This is a genomic window from Streptomyces sp. WAC04114 (assembly GCF_019733245.1).
Taxonomy (GTDB): domain Bacteria; phylum Actinomycetota; class Actinomycetes; order Streptomycetales; family Streptomycetaceae; genus Streptomyces; species Streptomyces massasporeus_A.
The window spans coordinates 1-19,533 of record NZ_JAIGQA010000156.1 but is presented as its reverse complement, the minus strand read 5'-3'; the positions used below and the strand labels follow the sequence as shown (position 1 = coordinate 19,533).

Sequence of the window (19,533 nt, the reverse complement as noted above, 5' to 3'; positions counted from 1 at the left end):
CCCACCCACCCACAGGCCCTGCCCCGAGCCCTCGCACCACTGGATGCCGAAAGCCCCCGAGTCGCACCCCACCGAGTGCGGCGAGGCGCCGGACCGGCGCCTCGCCGCACTCGGTGGGGTGCGACTCGGGGGCTTTCGGCATCCAGTGGTGCGAGGGCTCGGGGCAGGGCCTGTGGGTGGGTGGGTGCGTGGGGCCGTACGGAGGTTCGTTTGTGGGCTTGTGCGACGGCTTGTGGGGACCGGAGCCGTGGGCCACGGTGAACGTCGCGCTCCAGATCGCGCCCTCGCCGCCGGGAGCGGCCGGGCAGGTGCCCTCGACGCTCCAAGCCGAGTCCTCCGCCGGGGCGTCCGGGTCGCCCTCGAAGTTCTCCGCGGAGGCGATGCGGGCCGTGCCGCGGTAGGCGGGGCCGGACACCTCGTCGTCGTTGCCGGTGACCTTCTGCAGCGGCACCGTGCCCTCGTCGAAGGCCTCGGAGGTGGCGTCGATGGTGTCGGGCGGCGGCCCGCCGGTCGCATCGCAGCTGACCGAGACGGTGAGCGTGCCGCCGGGCTGGACGGTGGCGGGACTGACCTCGGCGGCCGGTTCGGCGGACACGGCCGGCGCGAAGCCCACCAGGGCTGAGCCGGCCAGGACGGCGACGGACAGGGCGTGCAGGCTGCGGCGCATCGAGGGGACTCCTTCGGTAGTCATACCCCTCTGCCATGACAGCCCGCCGCCGGCGGGCCCGCGCGGGACCGGACCCCATTAGCGGGACGGCACCCTCCAACCGGGTGAACGTCCCGGGGCTCTGTGCCCGGCCGCGTCCCGCATGCCCGGGACCGCGCGTCGGGCCGCGTCCCGCGTACCCGGGACCGTGCGTCAGGCCGCGTCCCGCATGACCTGCTCCCGCACCCGCCCGCAGCACCGGCTGATCAGCCGGGACACGTGCATCTGCGAGATGCCCAGCTCCTCGGCGATCCGGCTCTGCGTCATGTCCCCGAAGAACCGCATGTACAGGATCGACCGCTCCCGCTCGGGCAGCGCCGCCAGCCGGGCCCTCACGGCCTCCCGGTCGACGACGGTGTCCAGCGCCGGGTCGTAGGACCCCAGCGCGTCGCTCAGGGAGTAGCCGTCCTCACTGCCGGGCAGTTCCGCGTCCAGGGACAGCGCCGTGAAGCTCTCCAGTGCCTCCTGGCCGGCCCGGACGTCCTCCTCGCTCAGGTTCGCGTGCTCGGCGATCTCGGCCACCGTGGGCCGGCGGCCGGAGATGGTCTGGGACAGGTCCTGGCCGGCGGAGCGCACGCGGTTGCGCAGGTCCTGGACGCGGCGGGGTACGTGCAGGGTCCACATGTGGTCGCGGAAGTGACGCTTGATCTCGCCGGTGATGGTCGGTACGGCGTAGCTCTCGAAGGCGTTGCCGCGCTCGGGGTCGTACCGGTCGACGGCCTTGACGAGGCCGAGGGCCGCGACCTGGCGCAGGTCCTCGAAGTTCTCGCCGCGGCTGCGGAAGCGTCCGGCGATGCGGTCCGCCATGGGCAGCCAGGCCTCGACGATCCCGTCGCGGAGCGCGTCGCGTTCCGGGCCGGCGGGCATGGAGGCGATCCTGCGGAAGGCCTCCGCGGTGTCGGGGGCGTCGTCGTGGGGGTGCTTCTTCGTGCTGGATCGAGTCGGCATGATACGTCGCAATTCCCTTGAAAGTGCTCTGGGTTGGACGGTCACCGTGGGAGCGCGATCACTGTGGACAGGGGCGCCGGTGCGGCCGGCTCGCCGCTCCCACGGACGTGCCTCCTGTCCGAAGCACTCATGGGCGCCTGCCCCCGGCCCCCACCCGCAAACCCGGAGAGGTTTTCCGTCGTCGCGCAGGGTGACTCGTACCGCTGACTCCGTCCCCATACGTCCGGGAGGTCGCACATGAGCACCAAGGTCGCCGACCATGTCCTGCAGAGGCTGCGCGAATGGGGAGTGGAGCAGGTCTTCGGCTATCCCGGCGACGGCATCAACGGCCTGCTCGCCGCGTGGGGCAGGGCGGAGAACGAGCCGCGTTTCGTGCAGTCGCGGCACGAGGAGATGTCGGCGTTCCAGGCCGTCGGCTACGCCAAGTTCAGCGGGCGGCTCGGGGTGTGCGCGGCGACGTCGGGGCCGGGCGCGATCCATCTGCTGAACGGACTGTACGACGCCAAGCTGGACCATGTGCCGGTGCTGGCGATCGTCGGCCAGACGGACCGCACCGCGATGGGCGGCTCCTACCAGCAGGAGGTCGATCTGCACTCGCTGTACAAGGACGTCGCCTCCGAGTTCGTGGAGACGGTGACGGTGCCGGAGCAGCTGCCGAACGTGCTGGACCGGGCGATCCGCACCGCGTACGCACGCCGCTGCCCGACGGCGGTCATCATCCCCGGCGACGTCCAGGAGCTCGACTACGCGCCGCCGACGCACGAGTTCAAGATGGTGCCCTCCAGCCTGGACCGCAGCGGGTGGACCACGGTGCCGTCGGACGACTCGGTGCGGCGGGCCGCCGAGATCCTCAACTCCGGTGACAAGGTGGCGATCCTGGTCGGCCAGGGCGCGGCCGGCGCGCGGGCCGAGGTGGAGGAGATCGCCGAGCTGCTCGGCGCGGGCGTCGCCAAGGCGCTGCTCGGCAAGGACGTCCTCAGCGACGAACTGCCGTACGTCACCGGCTCGATCGGCCTGCTGGGCACCCGTCCGTCCTACGAGCTGATGCGGGACTGCGACACACTGCTGACCATCGGGTCGTCGTTCCCGTACAGCCAGTTCCTGCCGGAGTACGGCTCGGCGCGGGGCGTGCAGATCGACATCGATCCGCACATGGTCGGGATGCGCTACCCCTACGAGGTGAACCTGGTGGGTGACGCGAAGGCCACACTGGAGCGGCTGCTCCCGCTGATCGAGGAGGGGCGCGGGCGCGAGTGGTACGACACCGTGTGCGACAACGTCACGCGCTGGCGTGACGTCATGGAGCGCCGGGCCGGGCTCGAGGCCGACCCGATCAACCCGGAGTACGTGGCCCGTGCGCTGGACCCGCTGCTGCCGGACGACGCGATCGTCACGTCCGACTCGGGTTCCGTGGCCAACTGGTACGCCCGGCACCTGACCATGAAGCCGGGCATGCGCGGCTCGCTCTCCGGCACGCTGGCGACGATGGGCTGCGGCGTGCCGTATGCGATCGGCGCGAAGTTCGCGCACCCGAACCGGCCGGCGATCGCGCTGGTCGGGGACGGTGCGATGCAGATGAACGGGATGGCCGAGCTGATCACCGCGGCCAAGTACCGGCATCTGTGGAACGATCCGCGGCTGGTGATCGCGGTGTTCAACAACCACGACCTGAATCAGGTCACCTGGGAGATGCGGGCCATGGAGGGCGCGCCGTCGTTCCTGCCCTCGCAGGAGCTTCCGGACGTGCAGTACGCCGCGTTCGCCCGCTCCCTGGGGCTGACCGGCATCCGGGTGGAGAAGCCGGAGGACGTGGAGGCGGCCTGGCGGGCCGCGCTGGAGGCGGACGGTCCCGCGGTGCTGGAGTTCCTGACCGATCCGGCCGTCCCCCCGATCCCGCCGCACGCCACCTGGGACCAGATGGAGGCGACCGCCGCGTCGATCCTGAAGGGCGACGCGGACCGGGGAGCGATGGTCAGGCGGGGCTTCAGGGCGAAGGTGCAGGAGTTCCTGCCGGGGCGGGAGAAGAAGTAGCCGCCGCGGCCGCGGGGGGTACGCCGGCCGGTTCGCGCCGGTCGGCGCCCTTCTGCGGCAGCAGCAACTCCTCGTAACGGCCCAGCACCAGCACCACTCCGAGCATGAGCAGCGGGATGAGCACAGCGAGCATCGCCATGACGTGTCCTTCCCCAGAGAGGTGTGGGGGGCGATCCGGGTCTCCCGCAGGGCATGGCGCAAACCAGTGCGGACGGCGGCGATCGGGCCGGCGGAACCTGTGTCGCCCTCCGGTGTGCGGGTACGCGGTGCGGGCCCCCGAACCTCTGGAGGGAGACATGCAGCGAGGCAGCGACCGGCTGAACGTCCACCGGGACGACGAGATGAAGCACGAACTGCAGGGCCTGCTCAGGTCAGGGCACCCCACGCGCACCGAGGAGTGGCACGACCCGGAGCCGGCCGCCGAGGACGATCCCGAGGTCGCCTACGGGCCGGTGACGCCGAGCCGTGCGCCGACGTCCCTGGAGTCGGTGCGGATGGAGCTGGCCCGGATCCTGGGCCGCAGGGCGTTCCCCGCGAACGCGCGCGAGCTGGCCCGCGAGCTGCGCGGTCACCATGCCCCCGACGCTCTCGTCGAGGCCGTGGAGGACCTGCCGCCCCAGGAGCGCTACGGCACGGTCCAGGAACTGGCGCAGGCCCTGATCCGGGCCCGTGAGACCGGGCCGGAGGAGTACGCGTAGGGACCGTGTCGGGGGCGTCGCGGGCTGCCGCGACGCCCCCGACACGGCCTGGGAACGGAGGGAAGGCGCCAGTGATGGCCGAGTACGTCAAGGACGTGATGACAGCGGGTGTGGTCGCCGTGCGCCCGGACGCTTCGCTCGTCGAGGCGGCCCTGTTGATGCGCACGCAGAACATCGGCGACGTGGTGGTGGCCGAGGGGCAGGACGTGATCGGCGTGCTCACCGACCGTGACATCGTCGTACGGGCCGTGGCCGACGGCGTCGACCCGATGACGGTCAGCGCGCAGACGGCGTGCACCCGCAACCCCGTGACGGTGACGCCGGACGACCGGGTGGCGACCGCGGTGACCCTGATGCGCGAGCACGCGGTGCGCCGGCTGCCGGTGGTGGAGAACGGGCTGCCTGTGGGGATCGTGAGCCTCGGCGACGTGGCCGAGGCCGAGGACCCCGCGTCCGCGCTCGCCGACATCAGCCGGGCCGAGCCCGACGTCCGGGGTGATGCATGAGCACGGACCAGAGGGGGCGGCTCGGCGCCACGGGCGTCACCGTCGACGTCGGTGACGCCACGACCCGGTATCTGCTCTACGGGCTGCTGCCCAGCTGGTTCGTGCCGGCGTGGCCGACTGGGTGATGCACCGGCGGACCCGTATCGAGGACACCGCGGGGACGAAGGAGTCCCTGATCCACTCGCTGATGATGGCCGAGGTCGGCATCCCGATCGCGCTGACGCTGCGCTACGAGGTCAATCCGCTGCTGCTGAGCGTGCAGCTGGGCGGGGCCGCGGTGCACGAGGCGACGGCGCTGTGGGACGTCCGTACGGCCGTCCGCAGCGAGCGCGAGGTCAAGCCGATCGAGCAGCACATCCACAGCTTCCTGGAGTCGCTGCCGTTCGGGGCCCTGGCCGCCCTGATGTGCCTGCACGCCGATCAGGTCACGTCGCTCCTGCGCGGCGGCCGGGGCGATCCCGACGCATGGCGCCTGGTGCCGCGCCGGCGGCCCCTCTCACCCGGCTACCTGGCGGGCATCGCCGCCGCCATCGGCACCTGCGTGCTGCTGCCGTACGGCGAGGAACTGCTGCGGTGCGTGCGCGCGGGCCGCAAGAAGAACAAGCGCAAGAAGGACAAGCGCAACAGGAAAGGACGTTGAACATCATGCGTATCGCGTTTCTGGTCGCGCCCGAGGGCGTCGAGCAGGTCGAGCTGACCGATCCGTGGCAGGCCGCGAAGGACGCGGGTCACGAGCCGGTACTGGTGTCGACGCAAGCGGGCGAGATCCAGGCCTTCAACCACCTCGACAAGGCGGACACCTTCCCCGTGGACGAGGTCGTGGGCGACACCTCGCCCAACTCGTTCGGTGGTCTCGTGCTGCCGGGCGGCGTCGCCAACCCGGACTTCCTGCGGATGGACGACAAAGCCGTCGCTTTCGTCCGGGACTTCTTCGAGCACGGCCGGCCCGTGGCGGCGATCTGCCACGCGCCGTGGACGCTGGTCGAGGCGGACGTCGTACGCGGCCGGGAGCTCACGTCCTGGCCGAGCCTGCAGACGGACATCCGCAACGCCGGCGGCACCTGGGTCGACAAGCAGGTCAAGGTCTGTGACCACGGGGCGAACAAGCTGGTCACCAGCCGCAAGCCGGACGATCTGAAGGCGTTCTGCGAAACCTTCCTGGACGTCTTCGCGCAGGAGGCCGCGTGAGGGTCCTCGCGCGTCAGGCCGTCTGAAGGCTCCCCGCCGACCGCGAGCAGCGTCGGCGGGGGCAATCCGGGCGCGTCGGTTCCGTTCCGGACGCGTCCCACCCGGGGCTCAGGTGCCGGGGGCCGTGGGAGTCGCCGACTCCCCGCTCCCCCGCTCCCGGGCCCCTTCGCGGGTGCGGCCCGCGGCCACGGGGCGGTGCGGATTGCGGCGCAGGTACTCGCCCTCGAGCTGCGCCATGCGCTCGTTGTGGGCGCGCAGCGCGTCGTTCGAGCCGTAGAGCAGCGTGTCGTGGCGCGTGCGGTGGATGGTCTCCAGCTCTTTCATGAGCTGCTGGTCGTCCAGCCGGTCAGGGTCCACTCCGGTCATCGTGTCGCCCCGCTCCTCGTGTTCGTCCATGCGGTCCGGGTACCCGCCCCCGGAGCACCTGAGCACTGCCCCCGAGCGCCATCCGGGAGGAACCATGGATCTCGCCTTTCTGCACCCACTGTACGAACAGCCCGGGCCTTGGGCCTCCGTGTACGTCGACACCTCACGGCACACGGAGGACACTCCCCACGAGCGGGAGCTGACGGCCCAGGCGATGGCCAGGGAGCTGGCCGCGCAGGGAGCGGACGAGGCGACGTGCCGGGCCGTGCAGAGCGCGATCGAGGAGTTGCGGCACTCCTCCGAGCCGCACGGCAGGGCCCTGTTCGCACGCGCCGGCGAGGTCGTTCTCGACCCGCCGCTGGTCCGTCCACCGCAGGGCGGTGACTGGGCCGAATGGGCGCCGCTGCCGCGGGTCGCGCCGCTGCTGGAGCTGGCCGGGGAGGACCCGGTGTGCGTGGTGGCGTACGTCGACCGCAAGGGCGCCGACTTCGAGCTGCGCAACGCGCTGGGCCGGGAGGCAGCCGGGAGCGTCACCGGGCGGCAGTGGCCGGTGCACCGGACGAGCTCCGCGGACTGGTCCGAGCGGCATTTCCAGCTGCGGGTGGAGAACACCTGGGAGCACAACGCCGCGGAGATCGCCGACGCGCTCGCCGTGTGCCAGGAGGAGGCCAAGGCCGACCTGCTCATTCTCGTCGGCGACGACCGGGAGCGGCGGTCCGTGCACGAGCGGCTGCCCAAGCGGCTGCACGACCTGGTGGTCGAGGCGCCGCACGGCACCGGCAGCCGACTGCTCGACGAGGACGTGGAGCGAGCCCGGGCCGAGCACATCGCGCGGCGGGCCGAGGCGGAGCTGGAGCGGTTCCGTGCCGCCCGCACCCCGGACGGCGAGGGCCGGGCCGGGGCCGCCGAGGGCGTGCCCGCGCTGGTCGAGGCGGCGCGTGAGCACCGCATCGACGAGCTGCTGATCAGGACGGACGGGCCCGACGCGCACCGCGAGGTGTGGATCGGGGAGGATCCCGACCAGCTCGCGGTGCGCCGTACGGACCTGAAGGTCCTGGGCGAGCAGCACTCGTGGCCGGCCCGGGCGGACGACGCACTGATCCGCTCCGCGGTGGCCACGGATGCGCCCGCGCTGGCGGTCTCCCAGGAGGAGGTGCCGGTGGGGGGCCTCGGGGCGCTGCTGCGGTGGAGGTGAGCGGAACGTTGCTCTGCGCCCGGCCGCCGTTCGGGTGCTTCACGTAGCGCGTGTACGGGCCCGCCGTGGCTGGTCGCGCCCACGCGGCGGAGCCGAACCGTCGATACAGACCCGCGCCCCTGAGGGCCGCGCCTCCCGGGGCCGCGGCCCTAGCGGGCCCGTTCCACCCGTCGTTCGTCCCAGACCGGGTCCGGGGTCTCCCGGACCCGGCCGTCGCTGCCGAAGACCAGGAAGCGGTCGAAGGAGCGGGCGAACCAGCGGTCGTGGGTGACCGCGAGGACCGTGCCGTCGAAGGCCTCCAGGCCCTCCTGGAGCGCCTCGGCGGACTCCAGGTCGAGGTTGTCGGTCGGCTCGTCCAGCAGCAGCGCCGTCACGCCCTGGAGCTCCAGCAGGAGGATCTGGAAACGGGCCTGCTGGCCGCCGGAGAGACGCTCGAACGTCTGCTCCGCCTGCTGGGTCAGCTCGTAGCGGCGCAGGCGGGACATCGCGGCGCCGCGGTCCTGTGCGTGCTCCTTCCACAAAATGTCGAGGAGCGTGCGGCCCTGAAGCTCCGGGTGCGCGTGCGTCTGCGCGAAGTGGCCGGGCACGACGCGCGCACCCAGCTTCCAGCCCCCCGTGTGCGCCACGTCGTCGCCGGCGAGCAGGCGCAGGAAGTGGGACTTGCCGGAGCCGTTGGAGCCGAGGACGGCGACACGCTCGCCGTAGAAAACCTCCAGGTCGAAGGGCTTCATCAGGCCGGTGAGCTCCAGGCTCGCGCAGGTGACGGCCCGGACGCCGGTGCGGCCGCCCTTGATCCGCATCCTGATGTCCTGCTCGCGCGGCGGCTCCGGGGGCGGCCCGGCCTCCTCGAACTTGCGCAGGCGCGTCTGGGCGGCCGCGTAGCGGGAGGCCATCTCATGGCTGACCGCGGCCGCCTGACGCAGCGTCAGCACCAGCTTCTTCAGCTGGGCGTGCTTCTCGTCCCAGCGCCTGCGCAGCTCCTCGAAGCGGGCGAAGCGCTCCCGCCGGGCGTCGTGGAAGGTGGCGAAGCCGCCGCCGTGCACCCAGGCGTCGGCACCCGCGGGCCCGGGCTCCAGAGAGATGATCTTCTCGGCGGCGCGGGCGAGGAGTTCGCGGTCGTGGGAGACGAACAGAACCGTCTTGCGGGTCTCCTTCAGCCGCTCCTCCAGCCACCGCTTGCCGGGAACGTCGAGGTAGTTGTCGGGCTCGTCGAGGAGCAGCACCTCGTCGGCGCCGCGCAGCAGCGCCTCCAGGACGAGCCGTTTCTGCTCGCCGCCGGAGAGGGTGCGGACCTCCCGGAACTGCGCCTTGTCGTACGGCACCCCGAGCGCGGCCGTGGTGCACATGTCCCACAGCGTCTCGGCCTCGTACCCGCGGGCCTCGGCCCAGTCGGCGAGGGCCTGGGCGTACTTGAGCTGCGCCGCCTCGTCGTCGACGGTCATGATGGCGTGCTCGGCCTCGTCGACGGCCTCGGCGGCCTCGCGGATGCGGGGCGTCGCGACGGACACGAGCAGGTCCCGCACGGTCGTCTCGTCGCGTACGGACCCCACGAACTGCCGCATGACCCCGAGGCCGCCGCCGACGACCACGGACCCGCCGTGCGGCTTGAGCTCACCGGCGAGCATCCGCAGCAGGGTGGTCTTCCCGGCGCCGTTGGGCCCCACGAGGGCCACCACGGCCCCCTCCCCCACCCGGAACGAGACATCACCCAGCAGCGCCCTTCCGTCGGGCAGGTAGTACTCCAGGTGCGCGGCTTCGAGGTGTCCCATGGGCGCGATTGTGTGGGTGCGCAGGGGTCCGGGGCAAACCGGTTTCGGGTACGGGGGTGCCGGTCAGACCCGTTCCAGCGGCCGGTGCGGCTCGCTGGGAAGCTCCGCCCGGATGGTGTCGCCGGGGCGGACCACGCCGCCCTCGCGCACCACGCTCATGATCCCGGCCTTGCGCACGATGTTGCCCGCCTCGTCCCGTCCGACGACCTGCTTCAGCAGCCCGTCCTGGAAGAGGTCGATCTGGAGGCAGGGGTTGCGCAGTCCGGTGACCTCCACGACCGCGCTGTCGCCGATGCGCAGCAGGGTGCCGGTCGGCAGCGCGAGCAGGTCGATGCCCCGGGTGGTGATGTTCTCGCCGAGTTCGCCGGGTGCCACCTCGAAACCGTCCTCGCCGACCTCGGTGAAGAGTTCCTCGTGGATGAGGTGGACCTGGCGCAGGTTCGGCCGGGTGGGGTCCTGCGCCATGCGCGAGCGGTGCTTGACCGTCACCCCGGCGTGCACGTCCCCCTCCACCCCGAGCCCGGCGAGCAGCGTGATGCTGTCCCGGTTCGGCTTGGTGAACGAGTACTCCCCGTTGCTGCTGACCGCCGTCACGTGCGCGTTCATCTCTCGGTCCCCCTGATGCGGTGATGATGATCAGTCCCGAGCCTGCCCCGGCAGCGATGGTGTGTCCACCCCTCCCCACCGATCGGCCGCTGCTCACTGACGGACCATCAGTCCACATAGCAGGATTTCGGTCTCACCATGCGGAGATTCTGCGTACGGTGATCCCACGCCGACCCGACCGGAAGGGGTGGGATCCGCCATGCCGGAACCCCGGGAGACCGCCGTCTACACCCACGGGCACCACGAGTCCGTCCTGCGCTCGCACACCTGGCGCACCGCCGCCAACTCCGCCGCGTACCTGCTGCCCTCGCTCAAGCCGCACATGAGGATCCTGGACATCGGCTGCGGGCCCGGCACGATCACCGCCGACCTGGCCGAACTCGTGCCCGACGGGCGGGTCACCGGCGTCGACCGGGCGCCGGAAATCCTGGAGCAGGCGCGGGCCACCGCGGCGGGACGGGGCCTGACCAACGTCGACTTCGCCGTCGCCGACGTGCACGCCCTGGACTACCCGGACGACACGTTCTGCGTGGTCCACGCCCATCAGGTACTCCAGCACGTGGGTGACCCGGTGCGGGCGCTGCGCGAGATGAAGCGCGTCGTCAGGCCTGGCGGTCTCGTCGCCGTACGGGACGCCGACTACGAGGCCATGACCTGGTACCCGGCGTCCGAGGGTCTCGACGCCTGGCTGGACCTCTACCGCCGGGTGGCCCGGGCCAACGGTGGCGAGCCGGACGCCGGGCGACGACTGAAGGCATGGGCACTGCGGGCCGGCCTCACGGACATCACGGCGACCTCCGGCACCTGGACCTTCGCCACGCCACAGGAGCGGGCCTGGTGGAGCGGGCTGTGGGCCGACCGCACGCTGGCGTCGGCCTACGCGGACCGGGCCGTCGAGGGCGGGCACACCGACACGGCGGGGCTGCGGGGCGCGGCCGAGGCCTGGCGGGAATGGGGCACGCGGGAGGACGGGTGGTTCAGCGTGCTGCACGGAGAAATTCTCTGCCGCAAGGAAGCCTGATCCGCGTTTTCCAGGACACCCTGAAAGCAGGAGGTTCGAATTATGGTTCCCATCCTGCTGGTGCTGCTTCTGGCCCTGGTTCTGTTCGGTGCCGGATTTGCAGTGAAGATTCTCTGGTGGATCGCACTCGCGGTTCTCGTCCTGTGGCTGGTGGGCTTCTTCGTCCGCGGTACGTCGGCAGCCGGCGGCAGGGGCCGTTGGTACCGGTGGTGAATGCGCACACGGCGCCCCGGGTCCGGTAGGACCCGGGGCGCCGCGCGTGGGAGTTCAGTCCCGCGGAAGCAGCGGTCCGAGCGGCCCGAGGTCCAGGTTGAGGTCCTCGGGCCGCAGTCCGTAGCGGTCACGCAGTTCCGTCATGCGCTCGTCGAGCAACATGAGCGTGAGTCCGATCCGCTCCTCCTGCTCCTCGCTCAGATCCCCCACGTCGAACCGGCGCAGGGCCTGGCGCTCCATGAGCTGGCGCAGCAGCTCCACCACCGTCAGCACGAGCTTGACCAGGTCACGCTCGACCGTGTCCGGCTCCAGATCCATGTGGGTGCGGCGCGGATGGGGATGGTCGTCGGGGGAAGTCACAGCAGCTCCTCGAACGGTGAGGGCACCTGGGCGTTCACCGAGCTGATGAGCGCGTTGAGGTCGATACGGACGAGGTCGACGTCGGCGATGCGCAGGGTGATGTCCCCCGTGATCACCACGCCGCCGGCGAGCAGCCGGTCGAGCAGGTCCACGAGGGCGACCTCGCGGCGTTCCACTACGGTCACGGATTCTCCCGGCTGTTCATGTGGCCTCCCCGGCGAACGAATAGGCCGCCCAGGGGCCGGTGAGTTCGATGCGCATTCCGGGCATCTCACCCTTCGTGCGGTCGACCAGTTCCACGAATTCCTCGGAACTCACACGCGGAACGAGATAGGCGGCATTCAGTACGTTCCGCCCGGTCGCCTTGGAAAGCGCGGGATTCTGCGGGGGATGCGTCCGGGAATCCTCCGCGAATGCGGAAAGCTCCTCGTGCAGCCGGGTCGAGAAAGCCTCGGCCTTCTGCCACATTTCCTCGTGGGACCTGGTCTGCATGCGCCGCTGCCGCAGGTAGTCCCGGCCCGACGCGGGCTTCTGCGCGGGCCGGGCCTCCTCCTGCGGTTCGGACTCGGCGTACACCTTCACACCCCACTCGACCCGGCCCTCCAGCCGGTCGAGGGTGCGCTGGAAGTCCTCTTCGCGGGCCTCCATCATCATCCGTACGCCGCTGTCGTCGTGGAAGACGGTGCCCAGTCGCAGGGGCAGCGGCGTGGTGACGGTGGTGAGCGCGTCGATCACGCCCTGGTGGGCACGGGCGGTCTCGGTGAGCCAGTCCAGATCCTCCAGATGGGCCCGCAGCGGCTCCTGCGCGAAGTCCCGCTCCGGCACGTGACTCACCACGGCCACCAGGCCGTGGTGAGTCAGCGCCCTGGGCGGGTCACCCGCCACACCCGTCAACTGGGCCTGGAGCGGGGTTCCGAAGGGGCGGCAGACGGCGTAGACGTACCGCAGTCCGGTCACGGGGCCTCCTTCTTCTCCGCGCGGCCCGGCTCCAGTTCCTCCAGCCGGGCCAGCCTCTCGCGCAACTCGGCGTTCTCACGGGTCAGTTCGTCCCGGCGCGCCCGCGAGCTCAGGGCCGGGTCGGTCTCCCACCAGTCGATGCCCATCTCCTTCGCCTTGTCGACCGAGGCGACGATCAACCGCAGTTTGATGGTGAGGAGTTCGATGTCGAGCAGATTGATCCGGATGTCGCCCGCGATCACGATGCCCTTGTCCAGCACCCGTTCAAGGATGTCGGCGAGGTTGGCGCTGCTCCCCTGACCGTAGGGTTCGGGCATCCTGCTGGGCGTCGTCATCGCCGGCTCCCTGCCTCGACTTCCTCATCCTCGTCCTCGTACTCCTCGTCCTCGTACTCGCCCTCGGGCTCTTCCTCCTCCTCGGGCTCCTCGTACTCCTCGTCGTACTGAGCCTCGGAGTCGTCCTCGTACTCGCCCTCGGGCTCCTCGTCCTCCTCTTCCGCCTCCTCCTCGTCGTACTCGTCCTCGGCCTCCTCGCCCTCGGGGCGTTCCTCCTCGGACTCCTCGGACTCCTCCTCGGCGAGCGCGTCCTCGTGGCTGCGGACGACCTCGCCGTCGCGGATCTCACCGCGCCAGCCGTCCTCCGCCTCGCCCTTGATCGTGATGAAGCGGACGTAGTTCTTGAGGTCGAGCCGGGCCCGGCGGCCCTGGGCGCGCCAGATGTTGCCGGTCTTCTCGAAGAAGCCGGAGGGGTAGTACTCGATGACCAGCAGGACGCGGGTCAGGTTGTCGGTGAGCTGGTGGAAGGAGACGACGCCCTTCGTGGTGCCCTTGGCACCCTCGGAGGTCCAGGCGATGCGGTCGTCCGGGACCTGCTCAGTCGTCTTCGCCTTCCAGCTGCGGTTGGACCACCAGATCTTCGCCTGCCAGTCGGAGTGGGTGTCGTCGTCGCGGCTCGCGCTCTTGACACCCTTCGCGAAGGTGCTGAAGTCCTGGTACTTGGTCCACTGGTCGTAGGCGGTGCGCAGCGGCACGCCCACGTCGATGTGCTCGATGATGACGGTGGGCTTGTTGCCGGAACGGCCCTTGCCCTTGCCTTTGCCCTTGCCGCCCAGGCCCTTGAAAGCGCCCGTGACCTTGTCCTTGAGGCGCGAGCCGCCCAGCTCCACCGCGGAGCGCAGCGGTCCCTTGCCCTCGGCTATCTTGCGACCGCCGTCGAGGGCGAGTTTGGCGAAGCCGGGGCTGTTGCCCTCGGCGATGTCGTTCAGCTTGCCGGTGGTCTCGCCGAGCTTGCGGCCGACTCCGGTCAGCATGCGGGTGGCCTGGGCGGCGAGGTACTCCTGCAGTTCGGCCTTGAGCCGGTCTGCGGCCTCGCTGTGGGCCAGGTCGGTGAGCGGGTTCTTCGCCGCTCCGTTGGCGGCGGACTTCGCCGAGCCGAGCGTGTCGCTCATCCCTCACCGCCTCCCTTCGGCAGTCGGGACCGGGCGCCGCCGCCCCTGCTCCCGGAAGTCGTCTTCTTGGCGGCCGACGTCTTCTTCGCCGCCGTCTTCTTCGCGGGTGCCTTCTTGGCGGCGGCCTTCTTGGCGGGGGCCTTCTTGGCCGGAGCCTTCTTGGCCGCCTTCTTCGCGGACGGCCTCTTCGCCGGGGCCTTCTTCGCCGCCGGCCCGGACTCCTCGTCCTCCGGCTCCTCGTCCTCCGGCTCCTCGTCCTCGTGCGACGCGGAGTCCTCAGGCTCGTCCTCCTCGGGCTCCTCGTCCTCGTCCTCGTCCTCGTACTCGGCGTCCGCCTCGTCGTCCTCGCGGCCGCCGGGCACCGCGCCCGTGAGCTGGTCGCGCATCTGGGCGGTCCGGCCGTGCAGCCGGTCGGACAGGGCGTCGAGCTGACGCTCGACCATGGCACCGGAGGCCGCCTTGCCCACGCCGCGCAGATCCTCGCGCAACTGGTCCCCGATCTCCTTGAACTGCGGGTTGTTCCGCAGCTGCTGCTGAAGCAGCTCCGCGACCATGCGCGGACTCAGATTCAGCTTCTTCCCGGCGACCAGGCCTCCGACGGCCACTGCCATCTTCAGTTTTTTGGTACGTCCCAGGAGATATCCGGCCCCCACCGCGAGGCCCAGTCCCATTCGGTTCATCGTGTAGTCCCGTCGCCTGTTCCCGCGCTCCTGCGCGAAGCAATCTCAAGCCGGTCGAGGAGTTCGTCCTCGAGGCGGTCGAACTCCTCCTCCGTGATCTCCCCGGCCTCCAGCTGCTCTTCCAGGCGACCCAGTTCGGCCCGTACCGTGGCGGGGTCGTAGTAGATCCGCTCGGCCTCCTGGAGTACCTGTCTGACGGCCCAGGCGCTGCCGCGCACCGGCGCGAACGGCAGCAGCAGCACCTCCGAGATCAGGCCCATGTCGTCACCCCGATCCGGTCTCCGTACCGCTCGCCACCGTGCCCGCGGGCTCGGCCGGGCCGGGCTCCACGAAGCTGTACGGCGGCAGCGGACCGTTGACCCGCACCTCCAGGTGCGGCATGTCCTTGCGGAGCTGCTCGACCGCGGCCAGGAACGACTCGGCCGTCTCCCGGTTCACCAGGAACGACACGTTCGCCAGCCAGCCCGTGGACTCGGGGCCCGTGCTCACGTCGTCGGCGACCGGCTCCAGGGCTCGCTGCACCGCGGCTCCGTCGTCGGCCTCCTTGGCCTTGACCGCGGCCGCGACCAGCTCGCCGAGCCGGATCTTGTCGTCGTAACTGCCGCCGCCCGCCTGCCGGTTGGCCTCCGCGAGCCCGCGGATGTCGGGGCTCTCGGCCATCACCTGGTGCAGCACGGCCTCTTCGACGTGATTGGCCTTGACGTTGTACTCGACCCGGTTGTCCAGGGCCTGCAGCCGCTCCTTGTAGTGCTCGGCGCGCTCGGCGAGCACCGCGGTGATGGAGTTGTCGTCCGGGGCGACGCTGCCAAACCGCATGGGCAGCACGCAGCCGGCCGCACCGGCCTCGCTGAGCACGTTCTGGTGGGCGAGCAGGTCCTTGCGCTTGGGCCGCAGCCCCTCGGGCGCCTCGCTGACGACAGCCGCCAGGTCACCCTCGCGCAGGATGCGCACCTCGCGGGGCGGGTCGCCGACGCCACCCATGCCCTCGGGCAGAGAGGGGTGCGAGCTCGCAGCGATGCCGTAGACGTAGGTGCTCACTCCTGCTCCTCCTTCCGGCGGGACGACGTGCTCTTACGGGCGCGCGGACGGGACTCGCCCTGACGCTCGGAGCCGTCGTCACGCGCCTGCTTGAATGCGTCGGATATGGTCTCGGCGGCGCCGGACAGCGCCCCCTTGGACTTGCCGCGGGCACCGGACTCGGTCATCTCTCCGACCAGGTCGGGCAGGCCCGGGTCCTTGCGCGGACCGGCCTCCAGGTCGAGGCGGTTGCACGCCTCGGCGAAGCGCAGGTATGTGTCCACGCTGGCGACGACGACACGTACGTCGATCTTGAGGATCTCGATGCCGACCAGGGAGACTCGCACGAATGCGTCAATGACGAGCCCCCTGTCCAGGACGAGTTCGAGCACGTCATAGAGACCGCTGCTGCCGCCTCCGCCGCCGGACTGCTGTGCCGGTACGACAGTCATGCCGGATGTTCCTCCTCGTGTGTGGGTGCGGGTCGGGTCGGGCGGCCTAGCGGCCGCCGGACCTGCGCGCGTCGGACCGCCCGCGTTCATAGCGGCGGACGCGCCGGTAACCCGTGAGCTGCCCCTCTGCGTCGAGCTCCACCTGGTAGCTCGCCATCAGGCTCATCGTGTCGGGCACGCGCTCGAGTTCGAGGACCTCGACCTCCAGCGCCCAGCCCTCCTCCGTCTGCTCGAAGGACGACACGGACTCGGCTTCCATGCCGGTGAGCTCCGCGAGCTGGCCGCGCGCCTGACGCAGCACCTCCATCGGGCTCGGCCGGCTCTTGGCCGTCTGCTTGTCGTTCGTTCTGCTCGAGTTCCGGGAGTTCTGGGACTCCTGTGAATCCTGTGACTCTTGCGTGTTTTTTGTGTTCGACATGGCCACCTCCCCCTCCGTGTGGCCGCAAGAGTGTTTGCCAAACCTCTACGGGCCCATGCATCTGCCACCCACCGGGAGATCGCCGGCGGGGTCTCAGCCGCGCAGGGCGTTCAGCCGCCGCCGGGCCGGTCCCAGCGCCCGGCCGCGGCTCAGCAGGCCTGACCAGGGGTTGGTGCGGGCCTGCTCGACGGCGTCGGCGACGGTCCAGCGGCGGGCGTGCAGCTCCGGGTCGTCCAGTTGCTCCCAGGTGATGGGGGTGGCCACGGGCGCGCCCGGGCGGGCCCGGACCGTGTAGGGCGCTACGGCGGTCTGGGCGTAGGCGTTGCGCTGGATGTCGAGGTAGAGCCGGTCCCCGCGTTCCTTCTTGCGGGCGGCGGTGGTGAGCCGGTCGGGGTGGGCGGCGGCGAGGGTGTCGGCGACGTCCCGGGCGAAGGCGCGCACTTCGTCGAAGTCGTGCCGGCCGCCCAGCGGCACGATGACGTGGAGCCCGCGCGAGCCGGTGGTCATCAGAGCCGAGGGCAGCTCCAGCTCGTCGAGCAGTTCCCCGAGCAGCCGGGCGGCCTCGCGTACGGCCTCGAAGTCGTCCCCCGAGGGGTCGAGGTCGAAGACCAGCCGGTCGGGGTGGTCGATCCGGTCGGAGCGGGACAGCCAGCGGTGCAGGGTGATGCTCGCCTGGTCGGCCAGGTAGAGGAGGGTGGCTGTGTCGTCGCAGACTGTGTGGCGGACGGTGCCGCCCTCCTTGGCCAACTCGACGCGCCGGATCCACTCGGGGTAGTGGTCCGGGGTGTTCTTCTGCATGAACGTCGGGCCGTCGATGCCGTCCGGGTGCCTCTCCAGCATCAGCGGCCGGCCGCGCAGGTGCGGCAGCATGAACGGCGCGACGGCCCGGTAGTAGTCCACGAGGTCGGCCTTGGTGTACTCCTTGGCGTCGCCGCCGCCGGGGAAGAGCACCTTGTCCGGCCGGTGCACCTCCACCGTGCGGCGGCCCACCCGCACCCTGTGCGTGTCGTCGCCGCCGCTCACCGCACGACCGCCTCCTCCACCAGCAGCCGCCCGGCCGCCGCGATGGACTCCGCGTCGATGCCCGAGGCGCGCAGCTGCTCCTCCGGGGACGCCGAGCCCGGCATGCTCCGCACGCCGAGCCGCACCAGGCGCGGTACGGGGCGTCCGTCGGTGAAGGCGTCGACAACCGCGTCCCCGATGCCGCCCTCGGGGTGGTGGTCCTCCACGGTCACCAGGCAGCCGGTCTCCTCGGCGGCCCGGCGCAGGGTGGCCCGGTCGACGGGCTTCACGGAGTACAGGTCGATCACCCGCACGGCGATGTCCTCCTGCTCCAGGGCCTCGGCGGCGGCCAGTGCCTCGTGCACGGTGACGCCCGCCGCGACCAGGGTCAGCCGGTCCCGTCCGGAGGAGCGCAGCACCTTGCTGCCGCCGACCGGGAACTCCTCGTCGGCGGCGTAGATCACCGGGCTCTCGCCGCGCGAGGTGCGCAGGTAGCGGACGCCCTCCAGGCCGGCCATCGCGCCGACGAGCCGGGCGGTCTGGTTGGCGTCGCACGGGTACAGCACGGTCGAGCCGTGCACCGCCCGCATCATCGCCAGGTCCTCCAGGCCCATCTGGCTGGGCCCGTCCTCGCCGATGGCGACGCCCGCGTGCGAGCCGACGAGGTTGATGCCGGAGCCGCTGACGGAGGCCATCCGGATGAAGTCGTAGGCCCGGGTCAGGAACGCCGCGAAGGTGGCGGCGTACGGCACCCAGCCGCGGGACGCCAGCCCGACCGCGGAGGCGACCAGTTGCTGCTCGGCGATGTAGCACTCGAAGTAGCGGTCGGGGTGCTCCTTGGCGAAGAACTCGGCGCGGGTGGAGTCACCGACCTCGCCGTCCAGGGCGACGATGTCGCCGCGGCCGGTGCCGAGGGCGGCGAGCGCCTCGCCGAAGGCGTTGCGGGTGGCGACCTCCTCGCCCTTGTCCCACTTGGGGAGTTCGAAGTTCCCGGTGTGGACGGAGTGCAGCATGCGGGCGGCGGGCGGCTCCTGCACCCGCACCCGGATGTCGCGCGGGCCGCCGAGTTCGGCGATCGCCTCCTCGGCGTCCGGCAGCGGCTTGCCGTGCAGGCCCTCGCGGTCCTGGACGCCCGCGACGCCCTTGCCCTTCAGGGTCCGGGCGAGGATCGCGGTGGGCTGGCCCTTGGTGGAGGCGGCCTCGCCGTAGGCGCGGTCGATGGCGTCCACGTCGTGGCCGTCGATCTCGATGGTGTGCCAGTCGAAGGCCTGGAAGCGGCGGGCGTAGGCGTCCAGGTCGTGACCGTGCCGGGTGGGGCCGCGCTGGCCGAGCCGGTTGACGTCGACGATCACGGTGAGGTTGTCCAGGTGCTCGTAACCGGCGTGCTCGGCGGCCTCCCAGATGGATCCCTCGGCCAGCTCGCTGTCGCCGCACAGCACCCAGGTGCGGTAGCCGGTGCGGTCGAGCCGCTTGCCGGCCAGCGCGATGCCGACCCCGACGGGCAGGCCCTGCCCGAGCGAGCCGGTGGCCGTCTCGACCCACGGCAGGCGCTGCGGGGTGGGGTGCCCTTCGAGGCGGCTGCCCAGCTTGCGGAAGGTGAGCAGCTCTTCGTCGTCGATGGCGCCGGCCGCCTTGTACGCGGAGTACAGTAGCGGGGAGGCGTGGCCCTTGGAGAGGACGAAGCGGTCGTTGCCGGGGTGGGCGGGGCGGTCGAAGTCGTAGCGGAGGTGGTTCGCGATCAGGACGGCCATCAGGTCGGCCGCGGACATCGAGGACGTCGGGTGCCCGGAGCCCGCCGCGGCGGCGGCGCGGACACTGTCCACCCGCAGCTGCTGTCCGAGGTCGGTGAGTTCACCGGTGTTCATGAGTCTCCTTCCGAGGAGTCGTCGTCCGGGACGTCGCTTCGTTTGACGGGACCGGGGGCGGGGTGACCGGGAGGCGGATGGCCGGGCG

At 71.2% G+C, this 19,533-nt stretch carries 25 protein-coding genes and 1 pseudogene; 8 read left to right on the top strand and 18 right to left on the bottom strand.

The genetic code is table 11. The features are described 5' to 3' along the window. Positions 1 to 667, bottom strand: a 667-nt coding sequence (locus K4G64_RS30350; protein ID WP_260461177.1) for a hypothetical protein, incomplete at its 3' end; no start/stop codon positions are given. A gap of 192 nt (positions 668 to 859) precedes the next feature. Further along, entirely contained in the window at positions 860 to 1,654 is a 795-nt protein-coding gene (locus K4G64_RS30345) for an RNA polymerase sigma factor SigF (protein WP_221759146.1), read from the bottom strand. Between the two features lie 237 nt (positions 1,655 to 1,891). On the opposite strand from K4G64_RS30345, the gene K4G64_RS30340 reads away from it, so the two are divergent. Continuing rightward, a complete protein-coding gene (locus tag K4G64_RS30340; RefSeq protein WP_221759145.1) occupies positions 1,892 to 3,685 on the top strand; it encodes a thiamine pyrophosphate-requiring protein in 1,794 nt (597 codons plus the stop codon). On the opposite strand, the gene K4G64_RS30335 is transcribed toward K4G64_RS30340, so the two are convergent. Further along, positions 3,639 to 3,824 carry a hypothetical protein gene (locus K4G64_RS30335; protein ID WP_221759144.1) on the bottom strand — a complete coding sequence of 62 codons (186 nt, stop codon included), beginning with the start codon at positions 3,822 to 3,824 and terminating at the stop codon, positions 3,639 to 3,641. The genes K4G64_RS30340 and K4G64_RS30335 overlap by 47 nt on opposite strands. 157 nt (positions 3,825 to 3,981) lie before the next feature. Between K4G64_RS30335 and K4G64_RS30330 the strand changes: the two genes are divergently transcribed. The 4 genes and pseudogenes from K4G64_RS30330 (at position 3,982) to K4G64_RS30315 (ending at position 6,077) form a co-directional block, all read left to right on the top strand. Then, positions 3,982 to 4,383: a DUF2795 domain-containing protein gene (locus K4G64_RS30330; protein ID WP_221759143.1), complete on the top strand. Its 402-nt coding sequence runs from the start codon at positions 3,982 to 3,984 to the stop codon at positions 4,381 to 4,383. Between the two features lie 74 nt (positions 4,384 to 4,457). Further along, positions 4,458 to 4,889 (top strand): CBS domain-containing protein, encoded by a 432-nt coding sequence (locus tag K4G64_RS30325; protein WP_221759142.1) that lies wholly within the window; start codon positions 4,458 to 4,460, stop codon positions 4,887 to 4,889. Next, positions 4,886 to 5,529: pseudogene (locus tag K4G64_RS30320) on the top strand (diguanylate cyclase). The gene K4G64_RS30325 and the pseudogene K4G64_RS30320 overlap by 4 nt, the downstream one beginning before the upstream one ends. A 5-nt stretch (positions 5,530 to 5,534) precedes the next feature. Beyond that, positions 5,535 to 6,077: a type 1 glutamine amidotransferase domain-containing protein gene (locus K4G64_RS30315; RefSeq protein WP_221759141.1), complete on the top strand. Its 543-nt coding sequence runs from the start codon at positions 5,535 to 5,537 to the stop codon at positions 6,075 to 6,077. A 108-nt stretch (positions 6,078 to 6,185) separates the two neighbouring features. Here the strand turns inward: K4G64_RS30315 and K4G64_RS30310 are convergent, their stop codons facing one another. Continuing rightward, positions 6,186 to 6,473: a DUF6158 family protein gene (locus K4G64_RS30310; protein ID WP_221759140.1), complete on the bottom strand. Its 288-nt coding sequence runs from the start codon at positions 6,471 to 6,473 to the stop codon at positions 6,186 to 6,188. Between the two features lie 64 nt (positions 6,474 to 6,537). Here K4G64_RS30310 and K4G64_RS30305 point away from each other — a divergent pair, with 64 nt between their 5' ends. Beyond that, positions 6,538 to 7,638 carry a Vms1/Ankzf1 family peptidyl-tRNA hydrolase gene (locus K4G64_RS30305; protein WP_221759139.1) on the top strand — a complete coding sequence of 367 codons (1,101 nt, stop codon included), beginning with the start codon at positions 6,538 to 6,540 and terminating at the stop codon, positions 7,636 to 7,638. Positions 7,639 to 7,787: 149 nt separating this feature from the next. Here the strand turns inward: K4G64_RS30305 and K4G64_RS30300 are convergent, their stop codons facing one another. Beyond that, positions 7,788 to 9,407, bottom strand: coding sequence for an ATP-binding cassette domain-containing protein (locus K4G64_RS30300; RefSeq protein WP_221759138.1), 1,620 nt, complete (start codon positions 9,405 to 9,407; stop codon positions 7,788 to 7,790). A gap of 63 nt (positions 9,408 to 9,470) precedes the next feature. After that, positions 9,471 to 10,013, bottom strand: coding sequence for an MOSC domain-containing protein (locus K4G64_RS30295; protein WP_221759137.1), 543 nt, complete (start codon positions 10,011 to 10,013; stop codon positions 9,471 to 9,473). 199 nt (positions 10,014 to 10,212) lie between these two features. Here K4G64_RS30295 and K4G64_RS30290 point away from each other — a divergent pair, with 199 nt between their 5' ends. Then, positions 10,213 to 11,034: a methyltransferase domain-containing protein gene (locus K4G64_RS30290; protein ID WP_221759136.1), complete on the top strand. Its 822-nt coding sequence runs from the start codon at positions 10,213 to 10,215 to the stop codon at positions 11,032 to 11,034. Positions 11,035 to 11,076: 42 nt separating this feature from the next. Further along, entirely contained in the window at positions 11,077 to 11,247 is a 171-nt protein-coding gene (locus K4G64_RS30285) for a hydrophobic protein (RefSeq protein ID WP_221759135.1), read from the top strand. A 54-nt stretch (positions 11,248 to 11,301) separates the two neighbouring features. Here the strand turns inward: K4G64_RS30285 and K4G64_RS30280 are convergent, their stop codons facing one another. From K4G64_RS30280 to K4G64_RS30225, 12 genes are all read right to left on the bottom strand, one after another. After that, the gene (locus K4G64_RS30280) at positions 11,302 to 11,565 is read right to left on the bottom strand and encodes a gas vesicle protein K (protein ID WP_030843810.1); all 264 of its coding nucleotides are present in this window, start codon (positions 11,563 to 11,565) and stop codon (positions 11,302 to 11,304) included. 38 nt (positions 11,566 to 11,603) lie between these two features. Continuing rightward, positions 11,604 to 11,792: a gas vesicle protein gene (locus tag K4G64_RS30275; RefSeq protein WP_003994122.1), complete on the bottom strand. Its 189-nt coding sequence runs from the start codon at positions 11,790 to 11,792 to the stop codon at positions 11,604 to 11,606. A 16-nt stretch (positions 11,793 to 11,808) separates the two neighbouring features. Beyond that, positions 11,809 to 12,564 carry a GvpL/GvpF family gas vesicle protein gene (locus K4G64_RS30270; RefSeq protein ID WP_221759134.1) on the bottom strand — a complete coding sequence of 252 codons (756 nt, stop codon included), beginning with the start codon at positions 12,562 to 12,564 and terminating at the stop codon, positions 11,809 to 11,811. After that, on the bottom strand, positions 12,561 to 12,899 hold the full coding sequence (locus K4G64_RS30265; RefSeq protein WP_053673813.1) for a gas vesicle protein: 339 nt from the start codon (positions 12,897 to 12,899) through the stop codon (positions 12,561 to 12,563). Before K4G64_RS30265 ends, K4G64_RS30270 begins: the two co-directional genes overlap by 4 nt. Then, on the bottom strand, positions 12,896 to 14,011 hold the full coding sequence (locus tag K4G64_RS30260) for an SRPBCC family protein (protein WP_221759133.1): 1,116 nt from the start codon (positions 14,009 to 14,011) through the stop codon (positions 12,896 to 12,898). Before K4G64_RS30260 ends, K4G64_RS30265 begins: the two co-directional genes overlap by 4 nt. Then, positions 14,008 to 14,691, bottom strand: coding sequence for a DNA primase (locus tag K4G64_RS30255; protein WP_221759132.1), 684 nt, complete (start codon positions 14,689 to 14,691; stop codon positions 14,008 to 14,010). The genes K4G64_RS30260 and K4G64_RS30255 overlap by 4 nt, the downstream gene beginning before the upstream one ends. Next, on the bottom strand, positions 14,688 to 14,951 hold the full coding sequence (locus K4G64_RS30250) for a gas vesicle protein GvpG (protein ID WP_221759131.1): 264 nt from the start codon (positions 14,949 to 14,951) through the stop codon (positions 14,688 to 14,690). Before K4G64_RS30250 ends, K4G64_RS30255 begins: the two co-directional genes overlap by 4 nt. Before the next feature lie 4 nt (positions 14,952 to 14,955). After that, positions 14,956 to 15,729 (bottom strand): GvpL/GvpF family gas vesicle protein, encoded by a 774-nt coding sequence (locus K4G64_RS30245; RefSeq protein WP_221759130.1) that lies wholly within the window; start codon positions 15,727 to 15,729, stop codon positions 14,956 to 14,958. Further along, positions 15,726 to 16,160: a gas vesicle structural protein GvpA gene (locus tag K4G64_RS30240; RefSeq protein ID WP_184851842.1), complete on the bottom strand. Its 435-nt coding sequence runs from the start codon at positions 16,158 to 16,160 to the stop codon at positions 15,726 to 15,728. The genes K4G64_RS30245 and K4G64_RS30240 overlap by 4 nt, the downstream gene beginning before the upstream one ends. Positions 16,161 to 16,206: 46 nt before the next feature. Continuing rightward, the gene (locus K4G64_RS30235) at positions 16,207 to 16,578 is read right to left on the bottom strand and encodes a gas vesicle protein (protein ID WP_221759129.1); all 372 of its coding nucleotides are present in this window, start codon (positions 16,576 to 16,578) and stop codon (positions 16,207 to 16,209) included. Positions 16,579 to 16,671: 93 nt separating this feature from the next. Continuing rightward, on the bottom strand, positions 16,672 to 17,601 hold the full coding sequence (gene ligD / locus K4G64_RS30230) for a non-homologous end-joining DNA ligase (RefSeq protein WP_221759128.1): 930 nt from the start codon (positions 17,599 to 17,601) through the stop codon (positions 16,672 to 16,674). Beyond that, complete coding sequence (locus K4G64_RS30225) at positions 17,598 to 19,445, bottom strand: transketolase (RefSeq protein ID WP_221759127.1); 1,848 nt, start codon at positions 19,443 to 19,445, stop codon at positions 17,598 to 17,600. Before K4G64_RS30225 ends, ligD begins: the two co-directional genes overlap by 4 nt. Positions 19,446 to 19,533: the final 88 nt, after the last annotated feature.

Bases quoted from the DNA above. Each gene is read 5' to 3' on its own strand.
- K4G64_RS30345 (WP_221759146.1), bottom strand. From the start codon at position 1,654: ATGCCGACTCGATCCAGCACGAAGAAGCACCCCCACGACGACGCCCCC.
- K4G64_RS30340 (WP_221759145.1), top strand. From the start codon at position 1,892: ATGAGCACCAAGGTCGCCGACCATGTCCTGCAGAGGCTGCGCGAATGG.
- K4G64_RS30335 (WP_221759144.1), bottom strand. From the start codon at position 3,824: ATGGCGATGCTCGCTGTGCTCATCCCGCTGCTCATGCTCGGAGTGGTG.
- K4G64_RS30330 (WP_221759143.1), top strand. From the start codon at position 3,982: ATGCAGCGAGGCAGCGACCGGCTGAACGTCCACCGGGACGACGAGATG.
- K4G64_RS30325 (WP_221759142.1), top strand. From the start codon at position 4,458: ATGGCCGAGTACGTCAAGGACGTGATGACAGCGGGTGTGGTCGCCGTG.
- K4G64_RS30315 (WP_221759141.1), top strand. From the start codon at position 5,535: ATGCGTATCGCGTTTCTGGTCGCGCCCGAGGGCGTCGAGCAGGTCGAG.
- K4G64_RS30310 (WP_221759140.1), bottom strand. From the start codon at position 6,473: ATGGACGAACACGAGGAGCGGGGCGACACGATGACCGGAGTGGACCCT.
- K4G64_RS30305 (WP_221759139.1), top strand. From the start codon at position 6,538: ATGGATCTCGCCTTTCTGCACCCACTGTACGAACAGCCCGGGCCTTGG.
- K4G64_RS30300 (WP_221759138.1), bottom strand. From the start codon at position 9,407: ATGGGACACCTCGAAGCCGCGCACCTGGAGTACTACCTGCCCGACGGA.
- K4G64_RS30295 (WP_221759137.1), bottom strand. From the start codon at position 10,013: ATGAACGCGCACGTGACGGCGGTCAGCAGCAACGGGGAGTACTCGTTC.
- K4G64_RS30290 (WP_221759136.1), top strand. From the start codon at position 10,213: ATGCCGGAACCCCGGGAGACCGCCGTCTACACCCACGGGCACCACGAG.
- K4G64_RS30285 (WP_221759135.1), top strand. From the start codon at position 11,077: ATGGTTCCCATCCTGCTGGTGCTGCTTCTGGCCCTGGTTCTGTTCGGT.
- K4G64_RS30280 (WP_030843810.1), bottom strand. From the start codon at position 11,565: ATGGATCTGGAGCCGGACACGGTCGAGCGTGACCTGGTCAAGCTCGTG.
- K4G64_RS30265 (WP_053673813.1), bottom strand. From the start codon at position 12,899: ATGACGACGCCCAGCAGGATGCCCGAACCCTACGGTCAGGGGAGCAGC.
- K4G64_RS30260 (WP_221759133.1), bottom strand. From the start codon at position 14,011: ATGAGCGACACGCTCGGCTCGGCGAAGTCCGCCGCCAACGGAGCGGCG.
- K4G64_RS30255 (WP_221759132.1), bottom strand. From the start codon at position 14,691: ATGAACCGAATGGGACTGGGCCTCGCGGTGGGGGCCGGATATCTCCTG.
- K4G64_RS30250 (WP_221759131.1), bottom strand. From the start codon at position 14,951: ATGGGCCTGATCTCGGAGGTGCTGCTGCTGCCGTTCGCGCCGGTGCGC.
- K4G64_RS30240 (WP_184851842.1), bottom strand. From the start codon at position 16,160: ATGACTGTCGTACCGGCACAGCAGTCCGGCGGCGGAGGCGGCAGCAGC.
- K4G64_RS30235 (WP_221759129.1), bottom strand. From the start codon at position 16,578: ATGTCGAACACAAAAAACACGCAAGAGTCACAGGATTCACAGGAGTCC.
- K4G64_RS30225 (WP_221759127.1), bottom strand. From the start codon at position 19,445: ATGAACACCGGTGAACTCACCGACCTCGGACAGCAGCTGCGGGTGGAC.